Genomic DNA, 21,338 nt, shown 5'->3' on the forward strand with positions numbered 1-21,338 from the left:
GAGCCCCCCATGGGAGCAAGTATTACCCGCGCCGGTCAGTCGCTGATGGCGCAAAAACAGGCAGCTCAGCAGGTCCTCAAAGTGGACCGCTTCGTGTTCGCCAACGTTCCAGGGCTCGACCCAACGACGCCGGTAGACCGCAGTGCTGGCACGCCGCCTGCCGCCCAGGTGGTTTACACCACCGCCGTAGACCGGGCCGGCTACGTGAACCCGAACCAGGTGATCTACAGCGTGGTGGTGGACTCCAGCGTGGGCGACTGGGATTTCAACTGGATCGGCTTGCTCACCGAGGAAAACGTGCTGCTGGCTGTGGCGTATGTGCCGCTGCAGCAGAAGCGCAAGAACATCCCGCCGCTGCAGATCGGCAACAACCTGACCCGCAACTTCCTGGTGGAGTACGACGGAGCGCAGGAGATCACCGGCATCACGGTCGACGCCAACACCTGGCAACACGACTACACCGTGCGCTTGGCCGGGATCGACACCCGCGAGCGCTTGAGCAACCGCGATGTCTACGGGCACACCTGCTTCCTTGGCGACGGCCTGAAAATGGAACTGAGCTTCGGGCTGTATCAGCTCAAGGCCGGGGTGGCCTACATCGGTGGGATCCGCTTGGAGCTGGCAGAGCCGGTCAAAGTGCAATTGCCAGCGTTGCCGGCACAGGCCTGGCTCGACATCACGCTGCGACGCCAAGGCAGTGACGTGAGCGCTCAGTGGTCCGTGGTTTTCGGCAGTAACAAGGTCGACTACCTGGACGGCACCGGCAATCAACATTACCTGGTCGAGCTGGCCAACGTATCGGGGATCGGCGACATCACCGACATGCGCCTATGGCAACCCATCAACGGCGCCCTGGTCGACCACTTCGCCGCCCGCATCGGCGACTACCAATACCTGCGCGCCCGGGCTACGACCAAGGACGACGTGGGACTGGGCAACCTTCCGAACGCCAAAAGCGATGATCCGAACAGCGACAGCAGCGAGATCCTGGCCACCACCAAGGCGCTCAAAGCGGCGATCGCGCTACTGGAAGACAACGACGTCGGCCAAATTGTCCTCTACGACCTCGACGTACCACCACCGCGCTGCATGCGCGCCAACGGCGCCGCTGTATCCCGCACGGTGTATTCCAGGCTGTTCGCAAAGATCGGCACCCGCCACGGCGCCGGCGACGGCGTAAACACTTTCAACCTGCCAGACGTTCGAGGCCTGTTCATCCGCGCTCTGGATGACGGCCGCAACCTTGATCCCGGACGCGTCCTGGGCAGCATCCAGGCAGATGAAATCCGCTCCCACAGCCACGTTGCCAGCTCCGCCGGTGCCGGCGGGCACACCCACTCGGCCAGCAGCGATGCCCAGGGCGAACACACCCACGGCGTCAAAGAGGGTCAGGAAGTTGGGATTGTCGACCCAGGCGGCGAGGTGCTCAGTTCGGGCGATGACATGACGACCCGCGTGAACAACTACTCGACCTCGACCAGTGCCGGCAACCACACCCACAACATCTCCGTGATCGGCGTCGCTGACCACACCCACCCGATCACGGTTAACGCCACCGGCGGCAGCGAAACGCGCCCGCAGAACATCGCGTTCAACGCTTTCATCAAGTACTGAGGCCCAGCCATGCAATCCAAAGTTGTCTACCAAACGGATCACCTGGGCATCTACACCGGCCAGACCTATGCCGACCCGTCGCCGCTCGAGCAGGACGTCTGGCTGATCCCCCGCGGCTGCGTCGAGATCGCACCGCCGGCGGTACCGGACTTCAAGGCCGCGCACTGGGATGGCCGCCGCTGGCAACTGATCGACTCGTACCTGGGCCTGACCGCCTACAACATCAACACTGGCGAGCCCACGTCGATCGACCGGCTTGGACAATTGCCGGCGGGCTACACCCTCGATCCGCCGGGGCCTGGTCAAGTGTGGCAGAACGGTCAGTGGGTGGACGACATCCCGGCTACGGTAGAGCGGCGCTACCAGGAACGTATCCAGGAGATCGATGCCACCTGCAGCCAGCAGATTACCGGCGGCTTCTGGTCCAAGGTCCTGGGCGATCGTTACTGCTACAGCACTTCGCTGGACGACCAGGTCAACCTGAGCGGTGCTGCAGCGCTGGGCGTTGACCTGACTTACCCCTGCGCCGATCAGGCCGGGGCCAAGGCCTACCGGCTTCACACCGCTGCGCAACTGCGCCAGGTGGCTGACGACTTCACCCGCCTGAAGCTGCAGCTGCTGCAGCAGGCCTACAGTCTCAAGGAGCGTCTGCAGCAAGCCCGCGACGCCAAGGATCTGGCCGGTCTCGAAGCAGTGACCTGGGAGGCCGTCCCCGTATGACCTGGAATCCAGTCACCATGCGCTGGCCGAGCCAGGCCACCAGCTGGCTGGCCGACCTGGAGCAGGCGAAAGCCATGGCCGGCAGCGAGCTGGCCAGCGCTGGCGATCGCGTGGCCGCGCTGCAGGACCTGGCCACCACTAATCCTGGGCCGGTCGGCGAAGCAGCTGCAGCAGCAGTCGCCGCTGGACGCAGCGCCTTGGGCGAAGCCCTGGGCGAAGTCCCCGCTGCGCTGGTGGTCACCCCTTTCCAAAGTGGGGTTGGCCAAGGCCGAGGCCTGCAGCGCTACCTGTCGGCGCCGAATCTGCTGCAGCACCTGGCCACCAAACTGGAAGACGTGACAGACGCCAATCGCCCGGGCGGCGAACAGTACGCCCTGATCGTGATGTTCGTCGGGACCCGTTACGACCACTTTGCTACCACCCTGAGCCGCTTCAATGCCGTGCTGCCGCTGCCGGACCTCAAGCGTGCCCAGAACCGCGCTGGTCGCCTGTCCGAGCTGGAAACCGCCAAGTGGGAGCTACCGACTGCTGGCACCTTACCGCGCTGGGGCGCACTTCCCCTGGAGCAATCGACCATCACCCGCGCCGCGAGCCAAGCAATGTCCGGCCAACTGGCCGCTTTGGAAAGCTTCGCGTCCAGCTCTCCACTGGCCGACCTGCAGGCGCTTGCCAGCCGCAAGGCACAACGCAGCTCAGCCAAAGACCAAGAGCTGGCCAGCCTCAAGGCGATGTTCGACGGTGCTACCGCTGACGTCACCATGACGGCACGCCTGATCGGCCCGGGTAATGCCGCCGAGCTGCGCCGTGACCTGTTGACCGGGCAAGCACCAAGTCACGAATGGCCGCTGTCCGCCGGCGTCATGCTGGTTGGATCGCTGATTGGCCTTAGCTTCGTCCGCGAACTGGTGGGCCTATGACTCTGCTCCTGGACGGCGAACGGATCCGAGGCCGGGGTATGAAGGTCACCGGTGACCTGCGCATCGAAAGTGGCGACATGTCGGGACAGACCAGCAACACCGACACCGCGCACAAGGGCTTCAAGCCCAAAACGCTGACCGTCAACTTGCTGATTCGCTTTATCGACTCGTCGGATCTGCGCACGCTGATGCGCCTGGCCGAGGCTACCGAGGGCGGTGGCCAGCTCAAGACGTACCGGATCGTCAACGACACAGCAGCCTCGATCGGCATGCGCCAGGTCCAGTTCTCGGACGGTGTCAGCGCCCGCGAGGACGACAGCCTGCGCGGATGGCGGATCCAGTTCACCCTGACCGAAAAGCTCTCGAACCCCGAGCGTGTGGAGAAACGCCGCGCCGCCAACGCGGTGGGCACCCAAAGCGCGCCCGGGCAAGCAGTCAGCGGTAGCAACACGGGTGCCGGCACCGGCGCCGACGGGACCACGGGTGGCCAGGAGCTTAGCGGCTTTGAAGCGACCCTGAAAAAGCTCGATGACTACCTGGGGGGCAAATCGTGAATCTCCACAAGGTATTGCGCATCGCCGGCATCGAGCACGTCCTCGTCAAAGATGATGTCCGCCTGGAGCTGGCCACCCCGGGGCGTGCCCAGTTCACCATCACGGCCAGCGCGCCCGTATCTGGCCTTGTCACACTCGACATTGGCTACAACGAGGCGACCCTGCAGCGCCACTTTATCGGCTACGTCGAACGCAGCACGGCGGTGAACCAGCTGGAGCAGGTGCTGTATTGCCGCGAGCTGGCCGCGATCCTGGCCAAGCCCCTGCCACTGAACCTGCGCCATGCCGATCTGCGCACCGTGCTGGCCGCTGTCAGCGATGAGACCGGCCTGCGCTTCCGTGTGCCGGCGCAGCCCTACGCCACAACCAAGGCGCCGTATTTCTACAGCCTGGCGTCCGGTTTCCAGGCCATGGACAGCCTGGCCCGGGTTTTCACCATCCCCGACCTGGTCTGGCAGCAGCAGGGCGACGGCGAAGTGTTCGTCGGCAGCTGGGCGCACAGCTTCTTCGGCGATCGATCGCCACTGCAGCTGCCGGTCCAGCTGTTCAACAACTACCAGGGCAACCAGAGCGCCGTGATCGCGGCCCTTCCCGGGCTGCGTCCTGGTGCAACCATCAACCAGGGCGAGCGGGTCACTTCCGTGGCACTCGTCGGTACCGAAATGGCGATCAAATGGAAGACGCAATCCGGCGCTGTGTAGAGCGCATGTTTCCCGAGCTGAGCGGGGGCTACCACCTGCCGCGTTTCGCCCAGGTTGTTGGCGTGGCTGACGCGCCCGCCGGCGCCGGCATCTGCGACGAGTTCCGTCCGCGCTTTGCCGTGGACCTGCAGGTCCTGGACCAGGACAACGAACCGGACGAGTCCATGCCGCTGCTGGCCGGCGTGCCGGTACCGGTACCGACCGGTGGTGATGAGATGGGGTTCTACAGCTTCCCCGAGGAAGGCACCAAGGTCGTCGTGTCGTTCGCCCAGGGCTTGCCCCACAAGCCTTTTATCCAGTGCATCCTGCCGCACGGCCTGTCCCTGCCCAGCCTGCCCAAAGGTGACCAGGTCTGGCAGCACAGCGAGGCTTCCCAGCAGCGCGTCGAGGCCAATGGCGACTGGACCCGGCAGACCGATGGCCGGATCCGCGACAAGTCGACCGATCGGGTGGTGGAAAGCCTTACCAACGCCGAGCAGTACCAGAGCCACAGCAGCACCGTGGATGACCACTCCACCGAGTCCGTGGGCGGCATCAAGACGATCGAGGCCCTGGGCGCGCTCAAGCTGCTTTCCGCCGGCGCCGCCTCGCTTGCCGCGATTGATGACCTTGGCCTTTCCACGGGGCGCGATCTCAACCAGGTGGTGGGCCAGAAGCTCAACCTGACCGTGGGTGGCGACCTGCTGGAGCGTGTCCAGAAGGCACGCCGCAGCATCGCGGCCACCACTTGGCTCGGCTCTGACTCCGTGAACGTCCTGCAGGTGCTCTGCGACCTGATCGACCTGGTGCAGCAACTGGCTACCCAGCTGGCCACCCACACCCATGTTCCCGGGCCTGCGCCCAGCTCAGGCGATGCAGCCGATTTTACGGCCAAGGCGGCCAACGCCTCGCTGTTGGCTCAACAGCTCAAACCGATTACAGCGTAAGGACCACTCATGGAACTCAAAACCTACATCGCCACAGACAAGAACGGCGACGCGCTGCCGGGGGCTCTTTGCTACGTCTACCAGCGCGGCACCGAGAACATCGCACCGAGCCTGCAGAAGGCCAACGGCGTGTCGCTGACCAACCCATTCCCCGCCAATGAGCTGGGGTACATACAGTTTGCGGCGCCGAACGGTCTGTATGACCTGCGCGTGGTCAAAGGTGCCCGTGACTACCGGATACCGGTCCAGCTGAACGACGTGGACGAGGGTATTGCTGCAGCGAACACGGCGGCCAACCGAGCAGAGGCCGCCCGCGATGTGGCCCTGGCCGAGGCCAACTCGGTCGATAGCATCGAAGAAGGCATGCTGGTCACCCCTGTGGGTGGCACCTTCCAGGTGCTCAGCCCAGACAATGGCGATTACCTGGTCACCTACGAGAACGTTGCTGGTGTGGCCGTGGAAGTTCGCCGCTACCCGACTGCAGACGCCATCGACGCATTGCGCCGGCTGGTGAAGCCCTCGGACACCCCGAACACCCACCTGGAAGTCCACGATGCCGAGGACGCCCAGATGGTGAACATCACCGATGACACTCTGGAAATCCCGGGCTTCATCATTTCATCCAAAGATGGAGCCACGTGGATCGAGGACGCCGAGGGCGGGCAGATCCTGTATGCCGATGGAAATCGCATCCTCCTGGGGGGCTTGGAGATTGAGCCAAATGACAGCCCGGGAATCCTGGTGGTGGATGCCGAGGATGCGATCCTGCAGGACCTCTGCGAGGTTGCGCCTCATCAGACCGAGGTGGCCACCACCTCGCCGCTCGATGGTGGGCTTCTGTTCGCACCGGTCATCGCCACCTCAGCGCTGGCCGATGCACTGATCTACCCACAGAACCTGCTGATTCGCCGAGAACTCGGTCCGGACATTGTGGCCACGGTGTCGAGCACCACCACTGCCTTGGCCGCCACTGGCAGCCCGCTGGCCCTCAATGCCCAGACCTATGGTCCTGGTGCAGTGCTCAACGTTCGGGCCAGGTCGAACGCCAACGACCGCAGGTTCATGGCGCTGTCGCTCAAGCATGTGCCGGTCCAGTCCCCTGCAGTGCCCGTGCGGATCCTGTTCATCGGTGACAGCATCGGCAACCGCCAGGGCGGTTACCTGCTCAAGCAGTTCCTGACGGCCCTGGGCATCGACGCCACGTTCATCGGCACGTTGGAGGGCTCTGCAGAGCCGGCAAACGCGAACGCCACCAATGGTGAATGGGGAGAATGCCGCGAGGGCTGGGAAACCGGCGACTTCACCTACTCCATCACCGATCGGGTGAGCGTGGTGGCACCAGGTGGGGAGGACGACTACAGAAACCTGTCAAAGACGGCGCGGTGGCCGATCAACCCTTTCCTGCGCGCAGCGACAAGCAGCGACAGCGCCGAGATCGTGCGCAACGGGTATGTGTTCGATCCGGCCTTCTACCTGTCCCGCTTTGGCCTCAGTGCGCCTGACATCGTGATCCAGGCCTTGGGCACCAACAACGTGCGTGACCGTACGGATGCCAGCATTTACGCCAACGTGTACGCCGACGACCTCATCATCAATGGCCAGCTGCGCAAGGCTTTCCCGTCGGCAAAGATCATCCGCACCCTTCCTGGTACTGCCTACAACGACGAGCGCAACACGCTCTGGACCAACCGCTACGTCCCCCTGATCCGGGCGATCCAGCAGTGTGCCAAGGACCGGGCAGACCCCAAAACCATCATCGCGCCACTGTGGGCAATGGGTAACCCCGACGCAGCCTACAGCTACTCATCCACAGGCGCTGCAAACGACGGCTTCATCTACGGGGATTGGACCGACGCTATCCATCCCGCCGGCGCATCCCGAGTTGCCCTCTACCAAGCTATGGCGCCCTTCGTGGCCGCTGCTGCTTTGAACCTCATCTGACCAAAGGAAAAACACAATGGGCATCACTTTCAAAACCCAGCAAATCGGCCCTTGGCACACCAAGATCAACGCCCCTGTGAAGCAGGGCCTGGAAGGGTGGTTCACCTTTGACACCGACGCTAAGCGGTTCTTCTTCAACCGCGCCAAGGACAAACCGGACGGTGTTATCGTCGGGGCGCCGGTGGCATACCCAACCCACGGTCGGTTCAAGGGCTTGGCCAACTTCATCAAGACCGCGATTCATGAGACTGATGGCCAGACACTGGTTGTGGTAGGCCGGGCAGTCGGCCAGATCCCAGTGGACGCGTCCACGATCGGGGATGCCAATACCCCGTTCTATGTCGGCAACTACCGGGGGAACTCGGCAACTGAAGGGGTTGCCGGCATTGCCTACGGCACCTCGCTGTATCACGTGCGGCCCAACTCGGTCACCGGTGGCGCGACTCGCCTGGGCACCAATGGAACCGCCACCTCATCGGTGAATACCCTGAGCGCCGGCGAGGTGGCCACCGACTGGGGCATCCGCTGCTTGCGCTCCAGCAGCTCAATGTTCACCAAGGTGCAGAACCTCACAAAGAACATCATGACCCAGGGCACTGACCCCGCATCGCGGGTGCTGGCTGACTCGCTGTTCCAGATCGGTAGCGGCTCCGCTGCGTTTGGGGGAGAGGTGGATATTTCAGCGGTGGCCATCTACTCCAGGCCGCTGAATGAGGATGAACTGGGGGCCGTTGCAGCATCGATGCGCAAGCGCATGCTTCGGCTAGGGATCGTAGTGTAAAAACCCCCGAAAAGGGCCCGCAATGATGCGGGCCTTTTGCTAGCATCACCACTCCACAGGAATCGATTCGTACTGAAAAGGAGTGGCTCCATGGACTTTCCGTTGATCGTCAAACCTGGCTCTTATGCAAGAAACGGCTTGGTTATGAATCTTGAGGGATATTATCAGGACGCGTGCTACGCGTTGATCTCGTTTGAAAAAGCTGGGTTAGAAGATATCGAAGAAAGAGCTAATCGAGAGTTCGCAGACGAGCAACTCAAGTGGAACATAATTAGCGAGATGGTAGGACAGCCTACTAGGAAGGCACCAAATATCGATATTGAGCTTCAAGCAACAGCCACAGCGTACTCGCAGATCATCGAACAAGGTCGCTTCCCAAAAAGTATCGAACTTCGTATCCGGACAACATACGCCAAAGCATTTCTTTACGCTCTCGATGGCTATGCAAAAATGGTAGATGCACTTGCCAAAGATCTGAACTCACAAGATCTCAAGAACATTTACGACGACTTCACCACGGTAAAATTCCCCAACCTGATTCAAGTAAGGAATTCTGCACACCATGTTGAAGACCGCGCACGAATGCTGAAAGCAGGTAATAAACCAATCGTGCCTCAGCCATTCAATGGCGGTGGTATTTTCGGAGGAATGCAGGGCGTAAATGTGTATGTAGTGGACAGCCTGTTTGGAAACAAATACACAGCGTCTCTTGCTGATGGCACTGTAGGTGAGGTAGAGGTGAGTCCGAAGTCCCTGCACCTCTTTGCTGAAAGCCTGCACACTGCCCTGTTGACCTTCCAATGGGAAGGCGATCCGAAAGTTCTACCATAAGCTATCCCTCAATAGAGCCCGCCTTGAGCGGGCTTTTTTAGGGCTTCTTACTTTCCAACACCTTCAAGACCAATTCGATAGGGCTTGAGAATGAGGTTTCGGCCAAGCCTCCTAATTGGGAGTTCCTAAACAGATTTTCTAGTACCAATCGTCTATCTTCATCAGACTTCAACTTCCCTTCATTTAACAAGGCCAGATAAGTCTTAGTAAATGTAATGCGCTCATATGCATCTAGAGCACAAAAGGAATGGGTATTAAACTGGCGTAGAGCGATTTTCAAAAGTACAGAAAGCAGAGCGACTAACAATGCGGCACCAACCAGATCGGTGACAACACCCGAAACCTCCGACATTTTGAGATCTGAATCGACCTGTTTGATATCAGAGTTTTGACCCGCAGCGCCTACCGCATCGTTGTCCACACCCTTTTTTATGGTTTCGACTTGCTGGACCGCAACTTGGCCTTTTATAAGTGCAGAAATCCCCGTCGCTCCGCCAAAACCGTAATAACCCATTACAGAAGCGAACATAAGAACCATGCAGAGCATTACGCCTATCAACCATACACCTTTGTAAAAAGCATGCTCTTCTCTCCTCTTAGACCAGTATTCGACAGAGGCCTCAAGGTCTACTTGATCATGATAGGCTTTTTTCGCTGACTCAAACGTACTATTGGCGCTTTTTAATGCGTCCGCAGCCTGATTGATTGAAGATCTGGATGTACTCACAGCCATGCTGACATATTTTCGATACACGGTAGCGCGGCGCTTTAATCGACCCGAAATATAGTTTGCCCTGCGAGCAATTTTCTTTTGGGCATCCGCTACCATATCGTCAACTTTCGCCTGTCGCTCTTTCATGTCTGCTAGGTGTCTAGACAATGAGTTTTGACCATCCTTCAAAAGTATATCGAGCCTGGCTATTCGACTACCTTCAGTCAGGCTGTGTAGATCGCTCTGATCAACTACAACTTGCATACCTACAAAACGTTCAAAGCCAATATCTGGACTGCCCTTGAGTCTGGGGTAATCTCCCGAAGTATATATGTCGCGACTCATCGCATTTCTATGTGCGAGATAGAACAAAGCCGCGAAGCACCCGTAAACGTCAAATAGCTCCTGCGCAATTTTCCCTTCGGGGCTTGTGCTTTCTATGTAATTACTGAGCGAGGCTACGACTTCAATATCATCAGATTCCATGTGGACCGGTGCATCAAATGCCGCCGTATTTAGCTCTCCCAGCAAAAGCATCTGACCTAATTGCGACACCTCTTGATTATATGGCTCGGGAGCCTCTGCCAACCACGACCAGAATCTTATCTCGGCTTCTAGAAATTTAATTAAATTCCCGGGGTTCTGGAAGTACCTTTTTATTCCGTTAATAGATATCGCATATTTTCTGTTTGTGTCATTCATTTACGCAGGGTCCTTGCCTATAAAGCTGTTCAGTAGCGCAATGATGGCACCTAGCGAATCATTCGACTAGATCGGGAGCAGAGGGAGGGTGAAAAGGTTCTCCACGAAAAAAAACGAGTCAAAAAATCACTTATCCCCCTCCCGCCGACGCGCTTTGCCTCGCGAAATAGTGCAAAGGCGGGCCTTGGTGCAAGCTAGCCCCGGGGCAGGCCCAGCGCGGCCCGCGTAGGGCACCAGGGGATTGCACACTGTGCAAAGAATTGAAGGCCTACGCAGCCCGGTACAGTCGTATGTGTCCACAATGTGTCCACACTGAATTCTAAAACCCTTCCCCAATAAAATCGGATATTCAATAAAATCAGGCACATCAAGGGTTTTCCCAATGGGCATGGGTGATTTTTTCGGGCTCATAATCCTTTGGTCCACGGTTCGAGTCCGTGTGGGCCCACCAGCTTAGAAGCCGCGCACTGCGCGGCTTTTTCATGCCCGCAAGAAATAAATGGTCGGGGCGTGTACATCCCTTACAGCGGCGCCGAGCGCATGACCTTGGAAGTGGCGCTGAAACACCATCTCAGCGAAATCAGCCCCCCGAGAAGCCGACCACCCAGCGCGCCGAAGCCACCAAAGCCAGCAGCTAATCAGCCATTTGGGCAAATACAACAATCTATCCCGAACCACTGCAAATTCTCGCCCAACCGGCAACCCTGACCAGGCGCACTCTTCCAGCCAAACACCCTAGCGTGAGGATTAGACAATGAGCCGAATAGCCAGCATTATCAGCTCATAGAATGAGCCGAATAGGCTCGCTAATCGGCTCACAAATGAGCAAGCCTATGAATGAACCCTACTGGATCTGGCAGCAGTCCAACTGGCCACACTTCACCTGGCAAGCCGAACCGCTTGCCCAGCTGCTGCGCGCCTGCAATCAGGCCCAGGGGCGCTTGCTTGGCATGCTCGGCGCTGTCGGTAGCGATACCGAGGCGCAGAGCAGCCTGGATGCCCTGCTACAGAACATCGTCACCTCATCAGCTATCGAGGGTGAGCAGCTGAATGTCGGCTCAGTGCGTTCATCACTGGCGCGGCGCCTGGGGATAAACGAAGAAGGCCGCACCACTGCACGCTCGGAAGGCTTGGCAGCGTTACTGCTCGATGCCATCCGCGCGCACCAGCAACCTTTGGATCTGGAGCGACTGTACGGCTGGCACTGCTGGCTGTTCCCCAGTGGCGACCACCTGCTGGCACGCCCGCTACGCATTGGCACACTGCGGGGCGAGGAGCCCATGCAGGTTGTTTCAGGCCGCGTCGACCGTCCTACAGTGCATTTCGAAGCTCCACCCCGCGCCGGGCTGGAAACTCAATTGGCCGAATTCCTCGCCTGGTTCGAGAGCAGCCGCAGCGATGCCAGCCTCGACCCATTGCTACGCGCCGGCATCGCCCACTTCTGGTTTGTCACCCTGCACCCCTTCGATGACGGCAACGGCCGTCTTACTCGCGCCATCACAGACCTAGCGCTGGCCCAAGGCGAACAGCAAGCCATCCGTTTTTACGCCATGTCCGCAAGCATCCTCAACGACCGAGCCGGCTATTACCGCATCCTCGAAGCGAGCCAGAAAAGCACGTTGGATATCACTGCCTGGCTGCAGTGGTTTCTCGGCACATTGCTCAAAAGTCTGGAGCAGGCACTTGCCCGTATCGACCGCGTACTGGCCAAAGCGCGCTTTTGGCAGGCACATCGCACAGACTCACTTTCCCCCGATCAGATCAAAGTACTCAATCGGCTGCTTGACGGCGGCGAGAAAGGCTTTGAGGCAGGCATAAGCGCTGCGCAGTACCAATCTGTGGCACAGGTCTCCAAGGCCACCGCAACTCGGCACTTAAGCGACCTGCTGGAGAAAGGCTGCTTGCGGCGACTGGCTGGCGGAGGGCGCAGTACCCGTTATCAGATCAACCAGCCCGAACGTCCCTACCAGGCCACGAACCCGAGTACGTCATGATCAACAACGATATCGTCCAGAGGGTAGCGGCCGAAAAGGTATCAATAAGCCATCGCCAGCGTCCGCAAAAATGTAACTCTGTTGGTTAACCCCCTCCCGGACGCATCTCGACCTGTCGCGGGTTGTAGAAGGTCATGCCAGGCGGAATGTCCCGCGTAACCAACGACATCGCGCCAATCACCACGTCATCGCCAATGTCGATACGATCAGCAACGATGCAACTGTTGGCGCCCATGCTGACGTTGTCGCCAATGCGCAGGGCGTACTCATCCAGCCCCAGGGTCTTGATGCCGATCGAGCAGTTCTGCCGGACGAAGAAATTGCGCCCGATGCTGACGTACCGGGTAATCACCACCCCAGGCAGGTGCGCGATGCGCAGGCCGGGGGCGATCTGGGCGCAGATGTCGATGTCTACGGCGTACTTTAGGTTGAGCCGCTGCTGCATGCGCCTGGCGTGGCGCCGGGCCAGGCCGCCGCGGGCGTCGAGGTACTGGGCCAGGCGATAGGCGAAGAGAAAACGTAGTTTGTTGTCCTTGCGTGCGCGGCGCAGCACGTTGAACAGTAGGCTGATACGGCGTCCGGGCCTTTTCTTGCTGGCGACTTCCAGTCGCCAGCATTCGAGCAGGTGGTCGAGGTTCACGCTGAGGTTCCCGTTGGACTACCGCTTCATCATGCCGAATTAGTGCCGAAGACGCAGCCTTCAGAGATACGCGGCCGTTCTCACAGAAAGTGCCAAACCGACGCCATCAACGGTGATCGACTGCACCTGGCCTTGCCCTGATTGGCACAGGCTGGCTAGGCTAGCGGGCCAACCATAGAGACTCGCCATGTCGGATTCCCGCTCCATCACGCTGGATGAAATCGATCGCCAGCTGATCGCCCTGCTGCAAATCAACGCCCGCGAAAGCGTCGCCACCCTCGCCCGCCAGTTGGGCATCGCCCGCACCACCGTCAATTCGCGCCTGGAGCGGCTGGAGAAAAACAAGGTTATCTCCGGCTATGGCGTACGCCTGGGCCAGAGTGTGATAGGCGGCGGGTTGCAGGCGTATGTCGGGATCAAGGTACAGCCGCGTTCCGGCAAGGACGTGGTGCGGCGCCTGAGTGCCATGGGCCAGGTGCAGCAGCTGTGTGCGGTAAGCGGCGAATTCGACTATGTGGCCTGGCTGCGTACGGACTCGCCCGAGCAGCTGGATCAGTTGCTCGACCAGATTGGCAGTGTCGACGGGGTGGAGAAAACCACCACGTCGATCATTCTCAGCAGCAAGGTGGACCGTGGACAGCCGCTTTGAACGGACTGGCGCTCGGGTGGGGTTATCGATGAGGCCGGTTGTAGGAGCGGGTTTACCCGCGAATGGGGCAGAGAATCTACCGACGCATTCGCGGGTAAACCCGCTCCTACAAAGGGCCAGGGCGGTTTTTGAATTGCCTCGACCGCCTGCCTCGTCTTAATGAACATTAACCTAATCATTACGACGAAACTAACTACATTCAGACAACACTCTGCACCTTAATTACGAACACCCCACTCCCTAAAATGACAGCCAGGCATCTCCTATACTCAGGCTCCGCTCCTCGCGCAGCCTCTCTGGCAAGGTCATTTCATGAACAAGAAGAACCGCCACCCCGCCGACGGCAAGAAGCCAATCACCATTTTCGGCCCGGACTTCCCTTTTGCTTTCGACGACTGGCTGGAACACCCGGCAGGCCTGGGCAGCATTCCGGCTGAGCGCCATGGGGAAGAGGTGGCCATTGTCGGTGCCGGTATCGCCGGCCTGGTAGCGGCCTACGAGCTAATGAAGCTGGGCCTCAAGCCGGTGGTGTACGAGGCGTCCAGGCTGGGCGGCCGGCTGCGCTCGCAAGCCTTCAATGGCACTGACGGGATCGTTGCCGAGCTGGGTGGCATGCGCTTCCCGGTGTCGTCCACCGCCTTCTACCACTACGTCGACAAGCTGGGCCTGGAAACCAAACCCTTCCCCAACCCGCTGACCCCGGCTTCGGGCAGCACAGTAATCGACCTGGAAGGCCAGACCTACTACGCCGAGAAGCCCACCGACCTGCCGCAACTGTTTCATGAGGTCGCCGACGCCTGGGCCGATGCGCTGGAGAGCGGTGCGCAGTTCGCCGATATCCAGCAGGCCATCCGCGACCGTGATGTACCGCGCCTGAAGGAACTCTGGAACAAGCTGGTGCCGCTGTGGGACGACCGCACCTTCTACGACTTCGTCGCCACCTCGCGCTCTTTTGCCAAGCTGAGCTTCCAGCACCGAGAAGTGTTCGGCCAGGTCGGTTTCGGCACCGGCGGTTGGGACTCGGACTTCCCCAACTCGATGCTGGAAATCTTCCGCGTGGTGATGACCAACTGCGACGACCACCAGCACCTGGTGGTCGGGGGCGTGGAACAAGTGCCACAGGGCATCTGGCGCCACGTACCGGAACGCTGCGTGCATTGGCCAGAGGGCACCAGCCTGAGCACGCTGCATGGCGGCGCACCACGTACCGGGGTCAAGCGCATTGCCCGCGCCGCCGATGGCCGCCTGGCGGTCACCGACAACTGGGGCGATACCCGCCACTACAGCGCAGTACTCGCCACCTGCCAGACCTGGTTGCTGACCACCCAGATCGACTGCGAGGAATCGCTGTTCTCGCAAAAGATGTGGATGGCCCTGGACCGTACCCGCTACATGCAGTCGTCGAAAACCTTCGTCATGGTCGACCGCCCGTTCTGGAAGGACAAGGACCCGGAAACCGGCCGTGACTTGCTGAGCATGACCCTCACCGATCGACTCACCCGCGGCACTTACCTGTTCGACAACGGCAACGACAAGCCCGGGGTGATCTGCCTGTCGTACTCGTGGATGAGCGACGCACTGAAGATGCTGCCGCACCCGGTGGAAAAGCGCGTGCAACTGGCCTTGGATGCGCTGAAGAAGATCTACCCGAAGACCGATATCGCCGGCCATATCATCGGCGACCCGATCACGGTTTCCTGGGAGGCCGACCCGTACTTCCTCGGCGCCTTCAAAGGCGCGCTTCCCGGCCATTACCGCTACAACCAGCGCATGTACGCGCACTTCATGCAGCAGGACATGCCAGCGGAGCAGCGCGGTATCTTCATTGCCGGGGACGACGTGTCATGGACCCCCGCCTGGGTTGAAGGCGCGGTGCAGACGTCGCTGAATGCGGTGTGGGGTATCATGAACCACTTGGGTGGCCACACCCACCCCGACAACCCAGGCCCAGGCGATGTGTTCAACGAAATCGGCCCGATCGCCCTGGCGGATTGAGACAAGGAGGCACCATGCGCATCGCTCTGTACCAAGGTGCACCCAAGCCACTGGACGTGCCCGGCAACCTGCAACGGCTGCGCCACCAGGCGCAGCTGGCGGCCGCACAAGGCGCCCGGTTGCTGGTCTGCCCGGAGATGTTCCTGACCGGCTACAACATCGGCCTGGCCCAGGTCGAGCGCCTGGCCGAGGCCGCCGATGGCCCGGCAGCCATGACCGTGGTGGAAATCGCCCAGGCGCATCGCATCGCCATTGTCTATGGCTACCCGGAGCGCGGCGATGACGGGGCGATCTACAACAGCGTGCAGTTGATCGATGCGCATGGCCGCAGCCTGAGCAATTACCGCAAGACCCACCTGTTCGGTGAACTGGACCGCTCAATGTTCAGCCCAGGCGCCGACCACTTCCCGGTAGTGGAACTGGAAGGCTGGAAGGTTGGCCTGCTGATCTGCTACGACATCGAGTTCCCGGAGAACGCCCGGCGCCTGGCGCTGGATGGCGCCGAGCTGATCCTGGTGCCGACGGCGAACATGACGCCGTACGACTTTACCTGCCAGGTGACCGTGAGGGCACGGGCGCAGGAAAACCAGTGCTACCTGGTATATGCCAACTACTGCGGCGCGGAAGACGAGATCCAGTATTGCGGGCAGAGCAGCATCATCGGCCCGGATGGCAGTTTACTTGCCATGGCTGGGCGGGATGAGTGCCAGTTGTTGGCAGAGCTGGAACATGAACGGGTGGTGCAGGGGCGCATGGCGTTTCCCTACCTGATCGACTTGCGCCAGGAACTGCACCTGCGTAAAGGCTGACAGGGGCCGCTATGCGGCCCATTCGCGGGCACGCCCGCTCCCACGGGATCTGCGCTGCCTTTCATACCGGCGCCATACCCCGCGAATAGGCCGAGCCTGCAAACAAATCGGTTAGCATGGAAAGCCGCCACCGGAGCCCCCATGCCTGACGCCACTCGCCAACTCACCCTCGTCAACGGCTTGCAGTTGACCCTGCGCCACGCCCCGCGCCTCAAACGCTCGGCCGCCGCATTGCGGGTGCATGCGGGCAGCCACGACGCACCTGCCAAATGGCCCGGTCTGGCGCACTTCCTCGAACACCTGTTCTTCCTCGGTACCCCGCGCTTCCCGCTGGAAGACGGCCTGATGCGCTACGTACAAGCCCTGGGCGGACAGGTCAACGCCAGCACCCGTGAACGCGCCACCGACTTTTTCTTCGAGGTGCCACCCAACGCGCTAGGCGGCGGTCTCGAGCGCCTGTGCCAAATGCTGGCAGAACCGGATCTGGGCATCGAACGCCAACGCCGTGAACGCGAAGTGATCCACGCCGAATTCATCGCCTGGTCGCGCAATCCATCGGCCCAACAACAGTTCGCCCTGCTGCAGTCAGTGTCAGACAAGCATCCACTGGGCGCTTTTCATGCTGGCAATCGATACACCCTGGCCTTGCACGATGCGGCCTTCCAGCAAGCGCTTGCGGGCTTTCATCAGCGCTTCTACCAAGGCGGCCAGATCTGCTTGAGCCTTTGCGGGCCGCAGCCGCTGGATGAACTTGAACGCCTTGCCCGGCAGCATGCCGAACTGTTCGCCGCAGGTGAGCGCGGGCCGCAAATGCCGCCGCCGCCACTGCCAGCAATCGCTAGCTCCCTGACCTTCACTCACCAAGGCCTCCCCAGCGGCGCCGAGCAAGCCTTGGAACTGCTGTTCGCTTACCTGGAGGACAGCCGCCCAGGTACCTGGCTGGGCGCGCTTCGCGAGCGTGGCTGGCTACAAAGCTTCACGGCCGAAAAGCTGTACGCGTTTGCCGGTCAGCTGCTGTGGCACCTTGACCTGAAGCTAAGTACCGACGCTTGCCCGGACGAAACCTGCGCCCTGCTGCAAGGTTGGTTCAGGTTCATCCGCCAGGCCGACCGCGAACAGTTGAACCACCAATTCGGCTTGCTGCAGCGCAGCCGTGCGCACAGTGCCAGCGCGCTCGAGCTGGCCCGCCGGGACAGCACAGGCCAGCCGTTCGCCAAGCTGGATACCCAAGGGTTGCAGGCGCTTGGCGCCCTGCTGGAAAGCCTGCCAGGTAGCGACCATGGCAATTGGCAGCACTTGCCAGTCGACCCATTGCTGATGGCAGACCTGCCCCATGCCAAGGCGCAGCCGCTGCCGGCAGCGCTGAAGATCAGTGACCAGCTCCCGCCCGCGCGCCAATACGCTGCGCTGTACCTGCGCTGGCATGTACCTTCACCTTTGCGCCAGCCCTTGCAGCGTGTGCTGGAACAGGCCCTGGCACCACTGCAGGAACGTTGTGACCGCGCCTCCGTGCAACTGCAGTACAGCAGCGCCGGAGAATACTGGCAGTTGCGCTGCGCCGGCCTGCCAGCAGCAGTGCTGCGCGCAGTGGAACAAGCATTGGCCTTGATGCTCAAGCCACCTGCCAGTTGCTGGCTGCCCTGCACGGCGCAGCCCCCGGCCCTGATCCCCATCAGGGCCCTGCTCAAGCAACTGCCAGACGCGGTACGGGGTAGCCTGCCCGCAGCGGTGCCCGCCGACACGCTGAACCAGCAGCAACTCGACAGCCTGTGGCTGCACACCGAGTGGCATGGCATGGCTGCAGGCTTCGAGGATACCGCGCTAAACGCCTTGGGCACTGCGCTGCAGCAGTGCCCTGGGCAAGGCTCGCGGCCTGGTCCCCTGCCAACATGGGCAAACCACCGCTGGCAGCATGCCCAAGTGCCAGGCAGCGAACATGCCCTGCTGCTGTTCTGCCCGTTGCCTGCGGCCAAAGAAGCCGCAGGCCGTCTGTTAGCCCAGTTGCTGCAAGGGCCGGTTTACCAACGCCTGCGGGTGGAATTGCAACTCGGTTATGCGGTGTTCAGCGCCTTTCGTCAGGTCGAGGGGGTCGGTGGGCTGCTGTTCGGCGTGCAGTCCCCCCACACCGGCCAGGCACAGGTGCTCGGCCACCTGCTCGACCTGCTGCGCCATGGCGTCACCCTTGACCCGGCCGCTCGCCAGGCATTGGCTGGGCAATTCGACGAGCCCGCCATGGCCAACGCCGATGTCGCCGAATGGGCGTGGCAGACATACTTGGCCACACAACCCAATAGGCTGGATGTGCTGCGCAGGTCTATTCTGACTACGCGGCAGACGGATCTGGACCACCTGCTGAGCAACCTGCTCGACACAGGTTCCGCTTGGCTATGCTTGGCCAACGCTGCCGCGCCAGACACTTCCTGGCAGGGCGAAAATCGATGATTATTACGCGAACTGCAACGGCGCTTCTCGAATAATTAACCTTCCGGTTCAAATTTTTCTTGTAAGATAGCGCAATCCCGGTTTCAGGGAACTGCCAACGCATGGCGGTACCCAAGTAGTAGCTGAACAACCCAACCCTCATTCGGAAGGAGTAATTCCATGTGGACCAAACCTGCATACACTGACCTGCGTATCGGCTTCGAAGTTACTATGTACTTCGCTAACCGCTAAGCCAGGCTTAGGGTTTCACGCCTCGGCCTGCCGGGGCGTTTTCGTTTTTTCCGATCCGGTTTCTGCATAGAGAGTGGCCATGTACATCCAGGTTCTCGGCTCCGCCGCCGGTGGCGGGTTCCCGCAGTGGAACTGCAACTGCGTCAACTGCAAGGGCTACCGTGATGGCACCCTGCAAGCCACGGCGCGCACCCAGTCATCCATCGCCCTGTCCGACGACGGTGTGCACTGGATACTGTGCAATGCCTCGCCCGACATCCGCGCCCAACTGCAGGCCTTTGCGCCGATGCAGCCGGCCCGGGCCCTGCGCGACACCGGCATCAACGCCATCGTCCTGCTGGACAGCCAGATCGACCACACCACCGGCCTGCTCAGCCTGCGCGAAGGCTGCCCGCATCAGGTATGGTGCACGGACATGGTCCACCAGGACCTGACCACCGGTTTCCCGCTGTTCAACATGCTCAGCCACTGGAACGGTGGCCTGCAGTGGAACCGTATCGAGCTGGAAGGCAGCTTCGTGATCGACGCCTGCCCCAACCTCAAGTTCACCCCCTTCCCCCTGCGCAGCGCCGCGCCGCCATATTCGCCGCACCGCTTCGACCCGCACCCGGGCGACAACCTTGGCCTGCTGGTAGAGGACACCCGCACCGGCGGCAAGCTGTTCTACGCCCCGGGCCTGGGCCAGGTCGATGACAATCTGCTGGCGATGATGCACGGTGCCGACTGCCTGCTGGTCGACGGCACCCTGTGGGAAGACGACGAAATGCAGCGCCGTGGCGTGGGCACCCGCACCGGCCGCGAGATGGGTCACCTGGCCCAGAACGGCCCTGGCGGCATGCTGGAAGTGCTCGACGGCTTCCCGCGCCAGCGCAAAGTGCTTATCCACATCAACAACACCAACCCGATTCTCGATGAAAACTCCCCCGAGCGCGCCGAAGTCCTGCGCCGGGGCGTCGAAGTTGCCTTCGATGGCATGAGCATCGCGTTGTAAAACAGTTCGTGATGCGACACAGGCCCTGTGGGAGCGGGCATGCCCGCGAAGCATCCAACACGGTGTATGGCACCGGCTTCGCCGGTGTTCGCGGGCATGCCCGCTCCCACAGGGTGAATATGTGTCAGCCCTGACAATCGCTTTACAGGAGCCAGCCGAATGAGCGACGCACTGCCAATGTCCCCTGCCGAATTCGAGCAGGCCTTGCGCGCCAAGGGCGCCTATTATCACATCCATCACCCGTACCACGTGGCGATGTACCAAGGTCGCGCCACCCGCGAGCAGATCCAGGGCTGGGTGGCCAACCGCTTTTATTACCAAGTCAACATCCCGATGAAAGATGCCGCGATCCTGGCCAACTGCCCGGACCGCGAAGTGCGCCGCGAGTGGATCCAGCGCCTGCTCGACCACGATGGTGCGCCCGGCGAGGATGGCGGTATCGAAGCCTGGCTGCGCCTGGGCCAGGCTGTCGGGCTGGACCCGGACCAATTGCGCTCGCAAGAACTGGTATTGCCCGGCGTGCGCTTTGCTGTGGACGCCTACGTCAACTTCGCCCGCCGCGCCAGCTGGCAGGAAGCCGCCAGCAGCTCGCTGACCGAGCTGTTCGCCCCGCAAATCCACCAATCGCGCCTGGACAGCTGGCCACAGCACTACCCGTGGATCGATCCCGCCGGCTACGAGTACTTCCGTACCCGCCTGGGCCAGGCTCGGCGCGATGTGGAACACGGCCTGGCGATTACCCTGCAGCACTACACCACCCGCGCGGGCCAGGAGCGTATGCTGGAGATATTGCAGTTCAAGCTGGATATCCTCTGGAGCATGCTCGATGCCATGAGCATGGCCTACGAACTGAACCGCCCGCCCTATCACTCCGTCACCCAGGAACGGGTGTGGCACAAGGGAATCACCCTATGAGTTTCGACCGTAAGCAGGTACCGAACTGGCGCCCCGGCTATCGTTTCCAGTACGAGCCGGCGCAAAAGGGCCATGTGTTGCTGTACCCTGAAGGCATGATCAAGCTCAACGACAGCGCGAGCCTGATCGGTGGCCTGATCGACGGCCAGCGTGACGTGGCAGCGATTATCAGCGAACTCGAACAGCAATTCCCCGGTGTCCCGGAAGTGGCGGACGACATCGAGCAGTTCATGGAGGTGGCCCGTGCCGAACACTGGATCGTCCTCGCCTGAG

Annotated in this window: 20 protein-coding genes; 18 read left to right on the forward strand and 2 right to left on the reverse strand. The window is 61.0% G+C overall.

The window, feature by feature from the left end; genetic code table 11:
- The first annotated feature begins 9 nt into the window (after positions 1-9).
- The 9 genes from J3A98_RS22370 (at position 10) to J3A98_RS22410 (ending at position 8,985) form a co-directional block, all read left to right on the forward strand.
- On the forward strand, positions 10-1,614 hold the full coding sequence (locus J3A98_RS22370; protein WP_209968500.1) for a phage tail protein: 1,605 nt from the start codon (positions 10-12) through the stop codon (positions 1,612-1,614).
- Between the two features lie 9 nt (positions 1,615-1,623).
- Complete coding sequence (locus J3A98_RS22375; protein WP_209968503.1) at positions 1,624-2,334, forward strand: phage tail protein; 711 nt, start codon at positions 1,624-1,626, stop codon at positions 2,332-2,334.
- A complete protein-coding gene (locus tag J3A98_RS22380) occupies positions 2,331-3,251 on the forward strand; it encodes a hypothetical protein (protein WP_209968508.1) in 921 nt (306 codons plus the stop codon). The genes J3A98_RS22375 and J3A98_RS22380 overlap by 4 nt, the downstream gene beginning before the upstream one ends.
- Complete coding sequence (locus J3A98_RS22385; RefSeq protein WP_209968512.1) at positions 3,248-3,805, forward strand: DNA-binding protein; 558 nt, start codon at positions 3,248-3,250, stop codon at positions 3,803-3,805. Before J3A98_RS22380 ends, J3A98_RS22385 begins: the two co-directional genes overlap by 4 nt.
- Positions 3,802-4,506, forward strand: a complete 705-nt coding sequence (locus J3A98_RS22390) for a hypothetical protein (protein WP_209968515.1) — start codon at positions 3,802-3,804, stop codon at positions 4,504-4,506. Before J3A98_RS22385 ends, J3A98_RS22390 begins: the two co-directional genes overlap by 4 nt.
- The gene (locus tag J3A98_RS22395; protein WP_209968518.1) at positions 4,479-5,432 is read left to right on the forward strand and encodes a phage baseplate assembly protein V; all 954 of its coding nucleotides are present in this window, start codon (positions 4,479-4,481) and stop codon (positions 5,430-5,432) included. The genes J3A98_RS22390 and J3A98_RS22395 overlap by 28 nt, the downstream gene beginning before the upstream one ends.
- Positions 5,433-5,441: 9 nt before the next feature.
- Entirely contained in the window at positions 5,442-7,373 is a 1,932-nt protein-coding gene (locus J3A98_RS22400) for a hypothetical protein (protein ID WP_209968521.1), read from the forward strand.
- Positions 7,374-7,389: 16 nt separating this feature from the next.
- Positions 7,390-8,154, forward strand: a complete 765-nt coding sequence (locus J3A98_RS22405) for a hypothetical protein (protein WP_209968524.1) — start codon at positions 7,390-7,392, stop codon at positions 8,152-8,154.
- Positions 8,155-8,244: 90 nt separating this feature from the next.
- Positions 8,245-8,985, forward strand: a complete 741-nt coding sequence (locus J3A98_RS22410; RefSeq protein WP_209968528.1) for a hypothetical protein — start codon at positions 8,245-8,247, stop codon at positions 8,983-8,985.
- A gap of 37 nt (positions 8,986-9,022) precedes the next feature.
- Here the strand turns inward: J3A98_RS22410 and J3A98_RS22415 are convergent, their stop codons facing one another.
- Positions 9,023-10,399: a hypothetical protein gene (locus tag J3A98_RS22415; RefSeq protein ID WP_209968531.1), complete on the reverse strand. Its 1,377-nt coding sequence runs from the start codon at positions 10,397-10,399 to the stop codon at positions 9,023-9,025.
- An 833-nt stretch (positions 10,400-11,232) separates the two neighbouring features.
- Between J3A98_RS22415 and J3A98_RS22420 the strand changes: the two genes are divergently transcribed.
- Positions 11,233-12,393 (forward strand): Fic family protein, encoded by a 1,161-nt coding sequence (locus J3A98_RS22420; RefSeq protein ID WP_209968534.1) that lies wholly within the window; start codon positions 11,233-11,235, stop codon positions 12,391-12,393.
- A gap of 85 nt (positions 12,394-12,478) precedes the next feature.
- On the opposite strand, the gene J3A98_RS22425 is transcribed toward J3A98_RS22420, so the two are convergent.
- Positions 12,479-13,033 (reverse strand): serine acetyltransferase, encoded by a 555-nt coding sequence (locus J3A98_RS22425; protein WP_209968537.1) that lies wholly within the window; start codon positions 13,031-13,033, stop codon positions 12,479-12,481.
- A 187-nt stretch (positions 13,034-13,220) separates the two neighbouring features.
- Between J3A98_RS22425 and J3A98_RS22430 the strand changes: the two genes are divergently transcribed.
- The 8 genes from J3A98_RS22430 to pqqD all read left to right on the forward strand — a co-directional run bounded on the left by J3A98_RS22430 (position 13,221) and on the right by pqqD (position 21,337).
- A complete protein-coding gene (locus J3A98_RS22430; RefSeq protein ID WP_003255583.1) occupies positions 13,221-13,682 on the forward strand; it encodes an Lrp/AsnC family transcriptional regulator in 462 nt (153 codons plus the stop codon).
- A gap of 312 nt (positions 13,683-13,994) precedes the next feature.
- Positions 13,995-15,677 (forward strand): NAD(P)/FAD-dependent oxidoreductase, encoded by a 1,683-nt coding sequence (locus J3A98_RS22435; RefSeq protein WP_209968540.1) that lies wholly within the window; start codon positions 13,995-13,997, stop codon positions 15,675-15,677.
- A gap of 14 nt (positions 15,678-15,691) precedes the next feature.
- Positions 15,692-16,486: a carbon-nitrogen hydrolase family protein gene (locus J3A98_RS22440; protein ID WP_176683518.1), complete on the forward strand. Its 795-nt coding sequence runs from the start codon at positions 15,692-15,694 to the stop codon at positions 16,484-16,486.
- Positions 16,487-16,627: 141 nt separating this feature from the next.
- Positions 16,628-18,928 (forward strand): pyrroloquinoline quinone biosynthesis protein PqqF, encoded by a 2,301-nt coding sequence (gene pqqF / locus J3A98_RS22445; protein WP_209968544.1) that lies wholly within the window; start codon positions 16,628-16,630, stop codon positions 18,926-18,928.
- A gap of 159 nt (positions 18,929-19,087) precedes the next feature.
- Positions 19,088-19,159, forward strand: coding sequence for a pyrroloquinoline quinone precursor peptide PqqA (pqqA, locus tag J3A98_RS22450; protein ID WP_003243383.1), 72 nt, complete (start codon positions 19,088-19,090; stop codon positions 19,157-19,159).
- A gap of 79 nt (positions 19,160-19,238) precedes the next feature.
- Positions 19,239-20,150 carry a pyrroloquinoline quinone biosynthesis protein PqqB gene (pqqB, locus tag J3A98_RS22455; protein WP_209968548.1) on the forward strand — a complete coding sequence of 304 codons (912 nt, stop codon included), beginning with the start codon at positions 19,239-19,241 and terminating at the stop codon, positions 20,148-20,150.
- Between the two features lie 159 nt (positions 20,151-20,309).
- A complete protein-coding gene (gene pqqC / locus J3A98_RS22460) occupies positions 20,310-21,065 on the forward strand; it encodes a pyrroloquinoline-quinone synthase PqqC (protein WP_003255592.1) in 756 nt (251 codons plus the stop codon).
- The gene (gene pqqD, locus J3A98_RS22465; RefSeq protein WP_176683521.1) at positions 21,062-21,337 is read left to right on the forward strand and encodes a pyrroloquinoline quinone biosynthesis peptide chaperone PqqD; all 276 of its coding nucleotides are present in this window, start codon (positions 21,062-21,064) and stop codon (positions 21,335-21,337) included. Before pqqC ends, pqqD begins: the two co-directional genes overlap by 4 nt.
- The last annotated feature ends 1 nt before the right edge of the window (position 21,338 follow it).

This window comes from Pseudomonas sp. BP6 (assembly GCF_017875935.1).
Taxonomy (GTDB): Bacteria; Pseudomonadota; Gammaproteobacteria; order Pseudomonadales; family Pseudomonadaceae; genus Aquipseudomonas; species Aquipseudomonas putida_Y.

Excerpts from the sequence above, each read along its gene's own strand:
- J3A98_RS22370 (WP_209968500.1), top strand. The coding sequence starts at position 10 with ATGGGAGCAAGTATTACCCGCGCCGGTCAGTCGCTGATGGCGCAAAAA.
- J3A98_RS22375 (WP_209968503.1), top strand. The coding sequence starts at position 1,624 with ATGCAATCCAAAGTTGTCTACCAAACGGATCACCTGGGCATCTACACC.
- J3A98_RS22380 (WP_209968508.1), top strand. The coding sequence starts at position 2,331 with ATGACCTGGAATCCAGTCACCATGCGCTGGCCGAGCCAGGCCACCAGC.
- J3A98_RS22385 (WP_209968512.1), top strand. The coding sequence starts at position 3,248 with ATGACTCTGCTCCTGGACGGCGAACGGATCCGAGGCCGGGGTATGAAG.
- J3A98_RS22395 (WP_209968518.1), top strand. The coding sequence starts at position 4,479 with ATGGAAGACGCAATCCGGCGCTGTGTAGAGCGCATGTTTCCCGAGCTG.
- J3A98_RS22400 (WP_209968521.1), top strand. The coding sequence starts at position 5,442 with ATGGAACTCAAAACCTACATCGCCACAGACAAGAACGGCGACGCGCTG.
- J3A98_RS22405 (WP_209968524.1), top strand. The coding sequence starts at position 7,390 with ATGGGCATCACTTTCAAAACCCAGCAAATCGGCCCTTGGCACACCAAG.
- J3A98_RS22410 (WP_209968528.1), top strand. The coding sequence starts at position 8,245 with ATGGACTTTCCGTTGATCGTCAAACCTGGCTCTTATGCAAGAAACGGC.
- J3A98_RS22415 (WP_209968531.1), bottom strand. The coding sequence starts at position 10,399 with ATGAATGACACAAACAGAAAATATGCGATATCTATTAACGGAATAAAA.
- J3A98_RS22420 (WP_209968534.1), top strand. The coding sequence starts at position 11,233 with ATGAATGAACCCTACTGGATCTGGCAGCAGTCCAACTGGCCACACTTC.
- J3A98_RS22430 (WP_003255583.1), top strand. The coding sequence starts at position 13,221 with ATGTCGGATTCCCGCTCCATCACGCTGGATGAAATCGATCGCCAGCTG.
- J3A98_RS22435 (WP_209968540.1), top strand. The coding sequence starts at position 13,995 with ATGAACAAGAAGAACCGCCACCCCGCCGACGGCAAGAAGCCAATCACC.
- J3A98_RS22440 (WP_176683518.1), top strand. The coding sequence starts at position 15,692 with ATGCGCATCGCTCTGTACCAAGGTGCACCCAAGCCACTGGACGTGCCC.
- pqqF (WP_209968544.1), top strand. The coding sequence starts at position 16,628 with ATGCCTGACGCCACTCGCCAACTCACCCTCGTCAACGGCTTGCAGTTG.
- pqqB (WP_209968548.1), top strand. The coding sequence starts at position 19,239 with ATGTACATCCAGGTTCTCGGCTCCGCCGCCGGTGGCGGGTTCCCGCAG.
- pqqC (WP_003255592.1), top strand. The coding sequence starts at position 20,310 with ATGAGCGACGCACTGCCAATGTCCCCTGCCGAATTCGAGCAGGCCTTG.
- pqqD (WP_176683521.1), top strand. The coding sequence starts at position 21,062 with ATGAGTTTCGACCGTAAGCAGGTACCGAACTGGCGCCCCGGCTATCGT.